This is a genomic window from Xenophilus azovorans DSM 13620 (genome assembly GCF_000745855.1).
GTDB lineage: Bacteria > Pseudomonadota > Gammaproteobacteria > Burkholderiales > Burkholderiaceae_C > Xenophilus > Xenophilus azovorans.
The window spans coordinates 1-12,445 of record NZ_JQKD01000021.1; the positions used below are offsets into that span (position 1 = coordinate 1).

Annotated in this window: 11 protein-coding genes; 6 read left to right on the forward strand and 5 right to left on the reverse strand. The window is 66.9% G+C overall.

Annotated features, from left to right (window positions below):
* The first annotated feature begins 577 nt into the window (after positions 1 to 577).
* Complete coding sequence (locus tag Q392_RS13000; RefSeq protein WP_038207799.1) at positions 578 to 1,621, forward strand: restriction endonuclease; 1,044 nt, start codon at positions 578 to 580, stop codon at positions 1,619 to 1,621.
* A 54-nt stretch (positions 1,622 to 1,675) separates the two neighbouring features.
* On the opposite strand, the gene Q392_RS13005 is transcribed toward Q392_RS13000, so the two are convergent.
* Positions 1,676 to 2,821 carry a tyrosine-type recombinase/integrase gene (locus Q392_RS13005; RefSeq protein WP_038207808.1) on the reverse strand — a complete coding sequence of 382 codons (1,146 nt, stop codon included), beginning with the start codon at positions 2,819 to 2,821 and terminating at the stop codon, positions 1,676 to 1,678.
* An 84-nt stretch (positions 2,822 to 2,905) separates the two neighbouring features.
* Positions 2,906 to 3,577 (reverse strand): GIY-YIG nuclease family protein, encoded by a 672-nt coding sequence (locus Q392_RS33645; RefSeq protein WP_038207811.1) that lies wholly within the window; start codon positions 3,575 to 3,577, stop codon positions 2,906 to 2,908.
* Between the two features lie 285 nt (positions 3,578 to 3,862).
* Between Q392_RS33645 and ychF the strand changes: the two genes are divergently transcribed.
* On the forward strand, positions 3,863 to 4,957 hold the full coding sequence (gene ychF / locus Q392_RS13015; protein WP_038207814.1) for a redox-regulated ATPase YchF: 1,095 nt from the start codon (positions 3,863 to 3,865) through the stop codon (positions 4,955 to 4,957).
* A 57-nt stretch (positions 4,958 to 5,014) separates the two neighbouring features.
* On the opposite strand, the gene Q392_RS13020 is transcribed toward ychF, so the two are convergent.
* Entirely contained in the window at positions 5,015 to 6,106 is a 1,092-nt protein-coding gene (locus Q392_RS13020; RefSeq protein ID WP_038207817.1) for a YeiH family protein, read from the reverse strand.
* A 112-nt stretch (positions 6,107 to 6,218) separates the two neighbouring features.
* Between Q392_RS13020 and Q392_RS13025 the strand changes: the two genes are divergently transcribed.
* Positions 6,219 to 7,151 (forward strand): LysR family transcriptional regulator, encoded by a 933-nt coding sequence (locus Q392_RS13025; protein WP_038207819.1) that lies wholly within the window; start codon positions 6,219 to 6,221, stop codon positions 7,149 to 7,151.
* A gap of 9 nt (positions 7,152 to 7,160) precedes the next feature.
* Here Q392_RS13025 and Q392_RS13030 read toward each other — a convergent pair whose 3' ends face one another.
* Positions 7,161 to 7,634 (reverse strand): YqaA family protein, encoded by a 474-nt coding sequence (locus tag Q392_RS13030; protein ID WP_038207834.1) that lies wholly within the window; start codon positions 7,632 to 7,634, stop codon positions 7,161 to 7,163.
* 189 nt (positions 7,635 to 7,823) lie between these two features.
* Between Q392_RS13030 and dusB the strand changes: the two genes are divergently transcribed.
* The 3 genes from dusB to purH all read left to right on the forward strand — a co-directional run bounded on the left by dusB (position 7,824) and on the right by purH (position 10,949).
* Positions 7,824 to 8,882 carry a tRNA dihydrouridine synthase DusB gene (dusB, locus tag Q392_RS13035; protein ID WP_038207837.1) on the forward strand — a complete coding sequence of 353 codons (1,059 nt, stop codon included), beginning with the start codon at positions 7,824 to 7,826 and terminating at the stop codon, positions 8,880 to 8,882.
* A gap of 60 nt (positions 8,883 to 8,942) precedes the next feature.
* Positions 8,943 to 9,179 carry a Fis family transcriptional regulator gene (locus tag Q392_RS13040; RefSeq protein ID WP_038207840.1) on the forward strand — a complete coding sequence of 79 codons (237 nt, stop codon included), beginning with the start codon at positions 8,943 to 8,945 and terminating at the stop codon, positions 9,177 to 9,179.
* Between the two features lie 162 nt (positions 9,180 to 9,341).
* The gene (gene purH, locus Q392_RS13045) at positions 9,342 to 10,949 is read left to right on the forward strand and encodes a bifunctional phosphoribosylaminoimidazolecarboxamide formyltransferase/IMP cyclohydrolase (RefSeq protein ID WP_038207843.1); all 1,608 of its coding nucleotides are present in this window, start codon (positions 9,342 to 9,344) and stop codon (positions 10,947 to 10,949) included.
* 141 nt (positions 10,950 to 11,090) lie between these two features.
* Here the strand turns inward: purH and Q392_RS13050 are convergent, their stop codons facing one another.
* Positions 11,091 to 12,410, reverse strand: coding sequence for a saccharopine dehydrogenase family protein (locus Q392_RS13050; protein WP_051953412.1), 1,320 nt, complete (start codon positions 12,408 to 12,410; stop codon positions 11,091 to 11,093).
* Positions 12,411 to 12,445: the final 35 nt, after the last annotated feature.

Here is a 12,445-nt window from a genome sequence, read left to right on the forward strand (position 1 = left end):
TGCCACCAAAAGCAGCAGGTTAGGGTTCTTACGTGGGTCAGATTTGGATGGAAATTACCGGGCCAAGTGGGTCAGTTCTGGATGGAAATCAACAAGCTATCACCTTCGACAGTTGAGAGGGCGGATTTCTCATGGTCAATGAAGGCGCCATCAAGAGCAAGCAATCCAGGAAGGAGCGGACAGTCGACGATGGTAGCTATGACCTTCACACCCCTGTAGCGGAATGGGCGGCGCTCAAGCCCTGGCTGCCGTTTTTCCTGTAAGAAGAAGCCAGTCCTTATAGATGGCTGGGTTCCACTACGGACGCTCCGGCGCTCAGGGTCATGCCGTGCGAGGACGAAGTCCCAAGTATAAGGAAACAGCCCGAATTGAGGGCTTGGAGCAGTCAAAAACATTGTTCTTTCACCGCAGGTGTAAGGTGTCCCGCGTCGGCAATTTGTCAGGCTATGTGCATGGTTGCTCAGGCAACTTCTGCGACCCGCCTACTTGATCATCATTGCCGCCAGCACCGCCTGAATCCGCTCAAGCGGCACCCGGATGGACTACCATCTGCGCCCCGCACTGGAGGGCGTTGAAAATGTCGAAGACTTGGATGATTCGAGGGGAGCGTGGCCGTCTCTATGACACCTTTCGCGATCGCTCTATCGTCGCCATTGGGTGGGGCGAGATCGCAGGTGAGGTTTCGCCCGGGATGACGAAGGCTGAAATCAAGACTCTGTATGCGCAAAGACACCCGGAGCTAAAGCGGGGCACCGTAATTGCAGGTGCTGCGCAAATCTGGCGCTTCTTGAATGAAATTCAGGTCGGCGATGAAGTCGTCACCTACTCGCCAGATAATCGCACCTATCTTTTGGGGACAGTGCAAAGTGGCGCGACATACCAACAGGCCACAGCCGTTGATGGTCTGGCGCTGGTTCGGACAGTTCAGTGGCTGCCCGTCGAGATCGAGCGGGATCGCCTACCGACAAAGACCAAGAATTCCCTCGGCTCCACCTTGACCGTCTTCGTCGTCCCGGAAGAGGCGGCCGCAGAAATCCGGGTGGCAGCTCAATCCTCCGAGGGCGCTTCGGGGGGGATTCTTGTCTCGGACGATGACGATGCAGAGTTGGAAGAGGCCGCAGGTGCCGGCGCCCCTGCGGCGCTAGCTGTTGACCCCCTCTCGGGCATCGAGTCGGTCGCTCTAGAGCGCATCAAAGACATTGTGGCCAAGCTTGATTGGGATGACATGCAAGACCTTGTCGCCGGAATTCTCCGGGCGATGGGCTACAAGACCCTCGTCTCACCGCCGGGTCCTGATCGCGGTAAGGACATCGTCGCGTCACCAGATGGGTTCGGATTCGAGCACCCACGCATAGTTGTTGAGGTGAAGCATCGTAGTGGTCAGATGGATAGCAGGGCCATTCGTAGCTTTCTAGGGGGCAGGCACCAGGACGATCGCGGTCTCTATGTCAGCACTGGCGGTTTTAGCCGAGACGCGTTTTATGAAGCTGACCGTGCGGCGGTTCCGCTCACCTTGTGGACCATGGATACCGTAGTCAGGGCCCTGATAGAGCACTACGACAACACTGACGCCGAGACGAAGCGTCTAGTGCCGCTGAAGCGGATGTACATACCTGCGTAAGACAACGCTCCCCGGGAGCGGCCGCTGATGGATGATTCGTCGTCAGAGCGCAATTCACCTATTCCCGGTCGCGCTCAGCAAGCGCTGCAAATGGTCTTGAACGAGTTGCAGCTTCGGGCGCACGTCCTCGACGGTCAGCTCCACATAGTGTCGGTGCAGCACGTCGCCCTTGGGCGGGGTGTGATTCAGAATCCGACGCAGCACTGCATCGCCCACCCCCAGGCGCTCGCCCACAGTCGCCATCAGCTTCCGGAGGTCGTGCAGCATGAACGCTGGTGAGCCCACCCGAGCCATCATCTTCGACAGGTGCCCAGCCGCGACCCCGGCGAACAGTTCGCCGTCTGCTTCCAGTCCCCTGCAGCGCCGTTCCAGCACCTCGCGCATCGCCGGGGTGATGGGCAGGGTGTGCCCCTTCCCGTTCTTGGTTTCAGGGACGCTCAGAACGCCGCCAGCGAGGTCAATTTGAGCTCGACGTAGCCCCCTAGCTTCGTCGCGTCGGAGCCCCGTGTAGAGCACCAGGAGGAGAAAGTCGCGTTGACGCTCCCCGAGCTGGTCGAGGGCGCGCTTCCATGCGGGCAGATCGGCCTCCTGCAGCACCCGGGCGCGAGGCTGAGCCCGATCTGGCAGCAGCCCCACTGCTGCGAGCTTGACAAAGGGTGAGTGCAGCTCCAGGCCGTGCATTGCGCTCGCGTACTTCAGCACTGCGCCGAGGACGCCTCGGCCCATCTCGACCAACGCCGCGCCGCGGGTGCTGGCGAAGGCCTGGCAGTGCGCAGTGAACTCCGGCAGTGCAAGATCCGACACCGGGCGCTCCTGCCAATGTGCAAAGTGCGTGCGGAACAGCGAGTCATAGCGTTGCCGGCTGGATGCCTTGATCCCCTTGGCATCGCAGTAGGCTGCGACCACTTCACGCAGCGGCGGCAGCACCTTGGGCGCCATCGCACGTGCGGGTTGCTCCCCGCGCCGACACTGAGCCAGCACCTCCATTGCCCGCGCCCGTGCCTCGTCAGCACTCATCAAGGGCCAATACCCCAGGTTCATGCGGAACTGTTTGCCCGCGATGCTGGTGGCGACTCGGAAGGTGCGCTTCCTGGCATTCATGCGCACGCAGAAGCCGCTGAGCTGCCGGTCGCGCAGGATGGTGCCGTCCGAGAGAGCGCTGCGACGCAGCAGGGAATCGCTGATCAGTACAACAGGCATCGGCCTTCCTTGGTCAAGGGCCATCCTATGACGCCTCGTTCGACCAGGCGATTGTTCGGCGGTGAGCGCCGCTTCGTTTGGCTGCTACTTGGAGGCAGCTTGAATCGCGCTATGAATACGAAGCACCTCGTCGACAAAGGGTAGGCATCGATCCGAGAAGAACTCTCGAGCGCTGTGGATGCGGAACGGGTCGAGCAGATTGTGGAGTGCCTTCTCTAACTCAGAATAGTTTCCGGTTTCCTGCTGAAGAATTACGCGAAAAGGTAGGGCCGCGCTGGTGTTGAACAGCTGCTTGATGCGTTGCTCAACTGAGCCTGCCGTGATCCCGATCTTGACGATCTCGAACCCTTCATTGGTATATGTCTGGGTGCCCAGGACATACAGCGTTCCGACGCCCGCTTCGAGCTTTGCGATGGTCTCGGCGCTCATGAGTGGGACTTCTGCCTCTTCCTCTGCTATCAAAGCTGGAGCAGGGCCTGACGTAGGGCCCGGTGTGTCCGCTTTTGCCCAGAAGAGGCGCATTGGCTTCACCGTTTTGTCGGCCTCAACTCCCTCCACCCTCGGGTACAAGAAGTAGATATCCGCCTTCAAGGCGTGGTCCAAACTCGTGACGGTCTTCTTGGCCAGTGATTCGCGGTGCCGCGGCGTGTTGTAGAGGTGCGGCATCTCGCGCTTCATCACCTCCACCATCTGTGCTGGAGACAGGCCCGTGGGATGCTGCTGGAGCACACGTCGGATTGCTTCGGTCAAGGTCACTTGAAATCTCCTGGGGCGTCGCTACAGGCAGAGCCTGTGTCTGCGCGGGGCGGGATGGTGATAGGTTGCTCGACGAACGTCAACGCTCTGGGCGGCCCTGGTGGTCAATACAATCGGCATCAGTTTCCCCCAGGCAAAACGAGGACCAACGCCTCGCAGGATCGCCGGCACGAAGCGCTCAGGCTGGCAGATTTCGGCCAGCTGCGCCAGGCGCGGATCGGGCACCTCGACCACGCCCACGTTGGGCTCGATGGTGCATAAGGGGTTGTTTTCAAAGGAATTTCCATGAGCCTCAAGTGCGGCATCGTCGGCCTGCCCAACGTGGGCAAGTCCACCCTCTTCAACGCGCTGACCAAGGCCGGCATCGCGGCCGAGAACTACCCCTTCTGCACCATCGAGCCCAACGTGGGTGTGGTCGAGGTGCCCGATCCGCGCCTGGCGCAGCTGGCCGAGATCGTGAAGCCCGAGCGCATCCTGCCGGCCATCGTCGAGTTCGTCGACATCGCCGGCCTGGTGGCGGGCGCGAGCAAGGGCGAGGGGCTGGGCAACCAGTTCCTGGCGCACATCCGCGAGACCGACGCCATCGTCAACGTGGTGCGCTGCTTCGAGGACCCGAACGTCATCCACGTCGCCGGCAAGGTGGACCCGATCGCCGACATCGAGGTGATCCAGACCGAGCTGTGCCTGGCCGACCTGGGCACGGTCGAGAAGGCGCTGCAGCGCTACACCAAGGCGGCCAAGAGTGGCAACGACAAGGAGGCCGCGGCGATGGTCAAGCTGCTCGGCCCGGTGCAGGCGGCGCTCAACGAAGGCAAGCCCGCGCGCGCGCTGCAGCTGAGCAAGGATGAACAACTGCTGCTCAAGCCGCTGTGCCTGATCACCGCCAAGCCGGCGATGTTCGTCGGCAACGTGAGCGAGGACGGCTTCGAGAACAACCCGCTGCTCGACCGCCTGAAGGAGTACGCCGCCGGCCAGAACGCCCCGGTGGTCGCCATCTGCGCCAAGATCGAGGCCGAGATGGCCGACATGGACGACGAGGACAAGAAGATGTTCCTCGAGGAGATCGGCCAGGACGAGCCGGGCTTGAACCGCCTGATCCGCGCCGCCTTCCGGCTGCTGGGCCTGCAGACCTACTTCACCGCCGGCGTGAAGGAGGTGCGCGCCTGGACCATCCATGTCGGCGACACCGCGCCGCAGGCGGCCGGCGTGATCCACGGCGACTTCGAGCGCGGCTTCATCCGCGCGCAGACCATCGGCTTCGACGACTACATCGCCCACAAGGGCGAGCAGGGCGCCAAGGATGCCGGCCGGATGCGCAGCGAGGGCAAGGAGTACGTCGTCAAGGATGGCGACGTGATGAACTTCCTGTTCAACGTGTAGCTTCCGCCGCCCGGCGGGCGCATGTCGCTGCCGGCGCGGCTGCGGCGCCGCGGCCCGTCAGCGCAGCACGTGGTGCACGGCGTGATGCACCGCCAGCCCGCCGACCAGCAGCCAGCCGAACAGCAGCGACGCCAGCACCATCGGCCGCATGCCCGCGCGCCGCAGGGCCGACATGTGGGTCGTCAGCCCGAGCGCGGCCATGGCGGTCGCCAGCAGCAGGTCGTCCGCCGCGATGGCCGGGCCCTTCCAGGCCGGCGGCACGGGCAGGACGGAGTTCAGCGCGATGACGGCGATGAAGCCGAAGGCGAACCAGGGCACGGCGATGCGCGCGCGGCCTCCCGCCGGCGCGCCCGGCGACGGCCGGCTGCGGGCCAGCAGGAAGGCCACCAGCATCAGCACCGGCGCCAGCATCATCACGCGCACCATCTTCGTGATGACGGCCGCGTCCGCGGCCTCCGGCCCCAGCGCGCGGCCGGCGACCACCACCTGTGCCACCTCGTGCACGGTCGAGCCGACGAAGACGCCGTAGTCCTGCGCGCTCCACTGCAGCAGCCCGTGCTCGGCGCCGATGCGGTAGACCGCGGGCCACGCGAACATGGCGAGCGTGCCGAAGACCACGACCGTCGCCACCGCGATCGTCGCGTGCTCGGCGCGTGCCTTCACCAGCGGCTGCGCGGCCATCACGGCTGCCGCGCCGCAGATGGAACTGCCGGCGCCGATCAGCAGCGCGGCCTCCCGGTCGAGGCGCAGCACCCGCGTGCCGAGCCAGTAGGCGGCCAGGTAGGTGCTCCCCAGCATCAGCGCGTCGATGAGCAGTCCGGGCAGGCCGATCGAGGCCACGTCCGCGAACGTGAGGCGGATGCCATACAGCACGATTCCGGCGCGCAGCAGCGTCGTCTTGGAGAACGCGATGCCGTCGTCGACGCGGGCCTGCAGCCGCGGATAGACGGTGTTGCCGATCAGCATGCCGATCACGATGGCCAGGGTGAGCGCGCTCAGGCCCCTGTCCTGGAACCAGGGCAGCGCGCCGAGGCGCAGCGCCGCGAAAGCGATGGCGCCCGCGAGCGCCAGGCCGGGCAGCAGGGAGGGCGAGACCGGAAGGATCGCGCGGCGCAGCGAAGGGGCTGCGCTGCCGCCGGATGCAGGCATGAGGCTCTCTTTCTTCTTTTCCTGAAAGGAGCCCGATCTTGGCGGCGCGGCGCTCTAATGAAAAACGAGTTATATGAATATGATCAACTCATCTTATGAATAAAGCGACCCCATGAGGCTGACGCTCAGACAGCTTCAGATCTTTTCCGCGATCGCGGAGTCGGGCAGCACCACCGCGGCCGCCGCCAGCATCCCCCTGTCGCAGTCGGCCACCAGCGCCGCGCTGGCGGAACTGGAATCCCTGCTGGGCGCGCCGCTGTTCGACCGCGCAGGCAAGCGCCTGCTGCTCAACGAGACGGGGCGCGCGCTCCACTCGCGCGCACGCGCGGTGCTGAGCGCGGCGATGGAGATCGAGCGTGATTTCGGTGTGGACGGCGCCGCCGGCCGGCATGGCGCCCTGCCCGCGCACATCCGGCTGGGCGCGAGCACCACCATCGGCAACTACGTCATGCCGGCCCGCATCGCGCAGTTCCAGCGCGAGCGGCCGCGTGTGACGGTGGAGATGCGCATCGGCAACACGCAGGACATCGTCGCCGCCGTGCTGCGCACGGATGTCGACGTGGGCCTGATCGAAGGGCCCTGCCATTCCGACGAGCTGGATGTGCAGGCCTGGGGCACCGACGAGCTGGCCATCGTGTCCGCGGCCGGGCATCCGCTGGCGGTGCGTGCCGCGGCGGCGAGCTTGGACGAGCTTCGCGCAGAGCGCTGGCTGCTGCGCGAGGCCGGCTCCGGCACGCGCGAACTGCTCGACCAGCTGCTGCTGCCGCATCTGGGCGGGTTCGAGTCCACCACCCAACTGGGTGACACGGAGGCGATCAAGCAGGCGACGGCGGCGGGGCTCGGGATCACCTGCCTGTCGCTGCATGCCGTGCGGGATCAACTGGCGCTCGGGAGGCTGGCCGTCCTGCACACGGTGCTGCCGCCGCTGCACAGGCCGTTCTACCGGATCCGCCAGCGGTACAAGCGCGGCGTTGCGGCACTGGACGATCTGCTGGCCGGGCATGTGGGCGACGCGCTGGAGGCGGATGCGCCGGCCGTGTCGTGAGCGCAGGCCCTAGCTGTCGGGCCAGATGTACAGCAGCGCCACCGTCATCACCACGTAGCGCCCGAACTTGCCGATGGCCATGTAGAGCACGCAGGGCCAGAACGCCAGGCGCAGCCAGCCGGCCACGGCGCACAGCGGGTCGCCCACCAGCGGCAGCCAGCTCAGCAGGCAGGCCTTCGGGCCCATGCGCTCCAGCCACGCGAGTGCGCGCAGGTGATGGCTGGAGTGTGCGTACTTGTCGGCCATCTTGTGCGCGCCGTAGCCCATCCACCAGCTCAGGGCGCCGCCCAGCGTGTTGCCGGCGGTGGCGACCAGCACCGCCGGCCAGAACATCTCGGGGTTGAGCTTGAGCAGCCCGAACAGCGCCGGCTCCGAGCCCATGGGCAGCAGCGTGGCCGAGACGAAGGCGACGACGAACAGCGTCGTGAGGCCGTACTGCGGCAGCGAGAGCAGGGCGAGAAGGGAGTCGAGCCAGACTTGCATGGAGGACGATGGCGGCGCGGCAGTATAGGAAGCACTGCCCGGCCATCGCTGTCGGAAGCCGGGCCGAAAGCAGGGGAGACGAGCGCGCGGCAGGGTGCAAATCGTTTCAGTCGCTGAAATCGCCGCTGGCTAGAATCCTTGCCTCATTTTTCAGCAACCCGGGCGCGCCCGCCCGTTCCTTCCGCCACCATGCACATCGGCCCCATCGCGCTAGAGAACCGGCTGTTCGTCGCGCCCATGGCCGGTGTGACGGACCGGCCCTTCCGCAAGCTGTGCCGCTCGCTCGGCGCGGGCTACGCGGTCAGCGAGATGGTGACCTCGCGCAAGGACCTGTGGAATTCGCTGAAGACCTCGCGCCGCGCCGACCATGCCGGCGAGCCGGGCCCCATCTCGGTGCAGATCGCCGGCACCGACGCGGCCATGATGGCCGAGGCCGCGCAGTACAACATCGACCGCGGCGCGCAGATCATCGACATCAACATGGGCTGCCCGGCCAAGAAAGTGTGCAGCCGCTGGGCCGGTTCGGCGCTGATGCGCGACGAGCCGCTGGCGCTCGCCATCGCCGAGGCAGTGGTGGCCGCCGCGGCACCGCACGGCGTGCCGGTGACGCTGAAGATGCGCACCGGCTGGAGTGCCGAATGCCGCAACGCCGAAAAGCTGGCGCGCGACTTCGAGCGCGCCGGCGTGCAGATGCTGACCGTGCACGGCCGCACGCGCGAGCAGGGCTACAAGGGCCAGGCCGAATACGACACCGTCGCCGCGGTGAAGGCGGCCGTGCGCATCCCGGTGGTGGCCAACGGCGACATCGATTCGCCCGAGAAAGCGCGCGAGGTGCTGGCCGCCACCGGCGCCGACGCGGTCATGATCGGCCGCGCGGCACAGGGACGGCCCTGGATCTTCCGCGAGGTGGGCCACTTCCTCGCGACCGGCCAGCACCTGGCGCCGCCGCTGGTGGCCGAGGTGCAGCGGCTGCTGCTGGAGCACCTGCAGGAACACCATGCGCTGTACGGCGAGCGCAGCGGCGTGCGCACCGCGCGCAAGCACATCGGGTGGTACGTGCGGGCGCTGCCGGGCGGCGAGAATTTCCGCGACCGCATGAACCGCATCGAGGATGCGCGCGAGCAGCTTCAGGCGGTCGCCGACTTCTTCGATGCGCTCGGCCGGTGCATGGACCGGCTGCCTGCGGCAGCGCCGGTGCTGCCCGACGAGCAGGACGAGCACGAGGCGCACTGCGGCAGCCTGCACTGAAGCGAGCGCCGGCGGCCTGCGTGCCGCGACGCGGCCCAAGGACGACAACACGAGAACGAGATGAGCAAGAAGCAGATCGAGGAGTGCGTACGCAGCAGCCTGGAAGGCTACTTCAAGGACCTGCGCGGCACCGAGCCGGACGGCATGTACGACATGATCGTCAACGTGGTCGAGAAGCCGCTGCTGGAGGTGGTGATGTCGCGCGCCGAAGGCAACCAGTCGCGCGCCGCCCAGTGGCTCGGCCTGAACCGCAACACGCTGCGCAAGAAGCTCGTCGAGCACAGGATCTTGAAATAGCCCCCAGTCTCCGCGGACTTCGTCCGCTCCGCCAACCCCCTTGCAGGGGGCACACCCTGCGGCCCGGCAAAGCCGGCTCCGCGGGTGTCCCCGAAACGGCTTCGCTGCGCTCGCCCCGCTTCACGAGCGTCACTTCCCACTCACCCGCAATCCAACCTCATCATGGCGCTCACGGCCCTTCTCTCCGTCTCCGACAAGACCGGCATCCTTGACTTCGCGAAGGCGCTCGACGCGCTGGGCGTGAAGCTGCTGTCCACCGGCGGCACCGCCAAACTGCTGGCCGACGCCGGCCTGCCGGTGACCGAGGTGGCCGACCACACCGGCTTTCCCGAGATGCTCGACGGCCGCGTGAAGACGCTGCACCCGAAGATCCACGGCGGCCTGCTGGCGCGGCGCGACCTGCCGGCGCACGTGGCGGCGATCGAGCAGCACGGCATCGACACCATCGACCTGCTGGTGGTCAACCTCTATCCCTTCGAGGCGACGGTCGCCAAGCCGGGCTGCACGCTGGAGGACGCGATCGAGAACATCGACATCGGCGGCCCGGCGATGGTGCGCAGCGCGGCCAAGAACTGGAAGGACGTGGCGGTGCTGACCGACGCCTCGCAGTACGCGCAGGTGCTGGCCGAGCTGAAGGAAGGCGGCAAGGTGAGCGACCGCACGCGCTTCGCCCTCTCGGTGGCCGCCTTCAACCGCATCGCCGACTACGACGGCGCCATCAGCGACTACCTGTCCGCCATCGACTTCGAGGCCAGCACGGGCCAGGCCGCGCCGGTGCGCTCGCTGTTCCCGGCGCAGAGCAACGGCCGCTTCGTCAAGCTGCAGGACCTGCGCTACGGCGAGAACCCGCACCAGCAGGCGGCCTTCTACCGCGACCTGTACCCGGCGCCTGGCTCGCTGGTGACGGCGAAGCAGCTGCAGGGCAAGGAGCTGAGCTACAACAACATCGCCGACGCCGACGCCGCCTGGGAATGCGTCAAGAGCTTCGACGAGCCGGCCTGCGTGATCGTCAAGCACGCCAACCCCTGCGGCGTGGCCGTCGGCAAGGACGCGCTGGAGACCTACGCCAAGGCCTTCAAGACCGATCCGACCTCCGCCTTCGGCGGCATCATCGCCTTCAACCGGCCGGTGGATCTGGCCGCCGCGCAGGAGATCAACAAGCAGTTCGTCGAGGTGCTGATGGCGCCCGGCTACAGCCCGGAGGCGCTGGCCGTGTTCCAGGCCACCAAGGCCAAGCAGAACGTGCGCATCCTGCAGATCGACCTGCCGCCGGGCGGCGCCACCGACTGGGACAACGGCCGCAACGCGATGGACGTCAAGCGCGTCGGCTCGGGCCTCTTGATCCAGACCGCCGACAACCACGTGCTGAAGGCGGCCGACCTCAAGGTGGTGACGAAGAAGCAGCCGACGCCCGAACAGCTTCAGGACCTGCTCTTCGCCTGGCAGGTGGCGCAATACGTCAAGAGCAACGCCATCGTGTTCTGCGCCGGCGGCATGACGCTGGGCGTGGGCGCCGGCCAGATGAGCCGGCTCGACTCGGCGCGCATCGCCAGCATCAAGGCCGAGCATGCCGGCCTGTCGCTGGCGGGCTCCGCTGTGGCCAGCGACGCCTTCTTCCCCTTCCGCGACGGGCTGGACGTGGTGATCGACCACGGCGCCACCTGTGTCATCCAGCCGGGCGGCTCGATGCGCGATCAGGAGGTGATCGACGCGGCCGACGAGCGCGGCGTGGCGATGGTGTTCTCAGGCGTGCGCCACTTCCGCCACTGAAAAGTTCGCCGCTCGGCTACTGCGCGGCGCCATCTCGCGCCTGCGGTCCTCGCCGTACGTCAGTACGGCTGCGGTCCTCGGCGCGACCTGGCGCCGCTCGCTACGCCGCTCGGCGAACTTTTTTCGGCGTCGCGCGGCGCGTCAGGCCACGCGCGCCTTGCGCCGCGGCGCGGCCACCGCGGCCTGCGCGTCGTTGCTGGCATCGGGCGCCGCACCGGCCAGCGCCTCGGCCAGCGGCCGGTCGCACTGCGCGTCCTGGATGCGCGTGGGCAGGCCCATGCGGTCCATCAGCGCCAGCAGGGGCTGCGGCGGCAGCTCCTCGACGTTCGCCATGCGGTGCACGTCCCAGGTGCCGTCGGCGATGAGCAGCGCCGCCGCCACGGCCGGCACGCCGGCGGTGTACGAGATGGCCTGGCTGCCCACCTCGCGCCAGCAGGCCGCGTGGTCGCACACGTTGTAGATGAAGACCTCGCGCGACTGGCCGTCCTTGGTGCCGCGCACCTTGTCGCCGATGCACGTCAGGCCCTGGTAGGTGGGCGCCAGCGAGGCCGGGTCCGGCAGCACGGCCTTGACCACCTGCAGCGGCACCACCTCGCCGCCGCCGGGGAGCGCGACCGGCTTCTCCGACAGCAGGCCGAGCTTGTTCAGCACGGTGAAGACGTTGATGTAGTGGTCGGAGAAGCCCATCCAGAAGCGGATGCTCGGCACGTCGAGCAGGCTGGACAGCGAGTGCAGCTCGTCATGGCCCGTGAGGTAGGTGGTCTGCGTGCCGACGGCCGGCAGCGTCCATTCGCGGCGCACCTCGAACATCCTGTTGGCGGTCCACTGCCGGTCCTGCCACGACCAGACCGTGCCGGTGAACTCGCGGAAGTTGATCTCGGGGTCGAAGTTGGTGGCGAACCAGCGGCCGTGCGAGCCGGCGTTGGTGTCGATGATGTCGATCGACTCGATGCGGTCGAAGAACGCGTCCTGCGCCAGCCGGGCGTAGGCGTTGACCACGCCGGGGTCGAAGCCGATGCCCAGCACGGCCGTGACGCCGGCGGCCGCGCAGGCCTCGCGGCGCTTCCATTCATGGTTGGCGTACCAGGGCGGCGTCTCGCAGACCTTGTCCGGGTCCTCGTGGATGGCGGTGTCGATGTAGGCCGCGCCGGTGGCGATGCAGGCCGACAGCACCGCCATGTTGAGGAAGGACGAGCCGGCCTGGATCACGATGCGCGCCTTGGTCGCGCGGATCAGCGCCGCCGTGGCCTGCACGTCGAGCGCGTCCAGCGCGTGGGCCTGCAGCACGCCGGGCTGCTGCAGGCTGCGCCTGTCGAGCACCGACGCCACGATGGCCTGGCACTTGGCCACCGTGCGCGAGGCGATGTGGATGTCGCCCAGCGCGCGGTTGTTCTGCGCGCACTTGTGCGCCACCACGTGGGCCACGCCGCCGGCACCGATGATGAGGACGTTCTTTTTCATGGCTTGCTCTCCGTTCTCCTGCAAGGGGTAGGGGA

What these genes read in the sequence shown, in the direction of transcription:
- Q392_RS13000 (WP_038207799.1), top strand. Translation starts at nt 578, where the DNA reads ATGTCGAAGACTTGGATGATTCGAGGGGAGCGTGGCCGTCTCTATGAC.
- Q392_RS13005 (WP_038207808.1), bottom strand. Translation starts at nt 2,821, where the DNA reads ATGCCTGTTGTACTGATCAGCGATTCCCTGCTGCGTCGCAGCGCTCTC.
- ychF (WP_038207814.1), top strand. Translation starts at nt 3,863, where the DNA reads ATGAGCCTCAAGTGCGGCATCGTCGGCCTGCCCAACGTGGGCAAGTCC.
- Q392_RS13020 (WP_038207817.1), bottom strand. Translation starts at nt 6,106, where the DNA reads ATGCCTGCATCCGGCGGCAGCGCAGCCCCTTCGCTGCGCCGCGCGATC.
- Q392_RS13025 (WP_038207819.1), top strand. Translation starts at nt 6,219, where the DNA reads ATGAGGCTGACGCTCAGACAGCTTCAGATCTTTTCCGCGATCGCGGAG.
- Q392_RS13030 (WP_038207834.1), bottom strand. Translation starts at nt 7,634, where the DNA reads ATGCAAGTCTGGCTCGACTCCCTTCTCGCCCTGCTCTCGCTGCCGCAG.
- dusB (WP_038207837.1), top strand. Translation starts at nt 7,824, where the DNA reads ATGCACATCGGCCCCATCGCGCTAGAGAACCGGCTGTTCGTCGCGCCC.
- Q392_RS13040 (WP_038207840.1), top strand. Translation starts at nt 8,943, where the DNA reads ATGAGCAAGAAGCAGATCGAGGAGTGCGTACGCAGCAGCCTGGAAGGC.
- purH (WP_038207843.1), top strand. Translation starts at nt 9,342, where the DNA reads ATGGCGCTCACGGCCCTTCTCTCCGTCTCCGACAAGACCGGCATCCTT.
- Q392_RS13050 (WP_051953412.1), bottom strand. Translation starts at nt 12,410, where the DNA reads ATGAAAAAGAACGTCCTCATCATCGGTGCCGGCGGCGTGGCCCACGTG.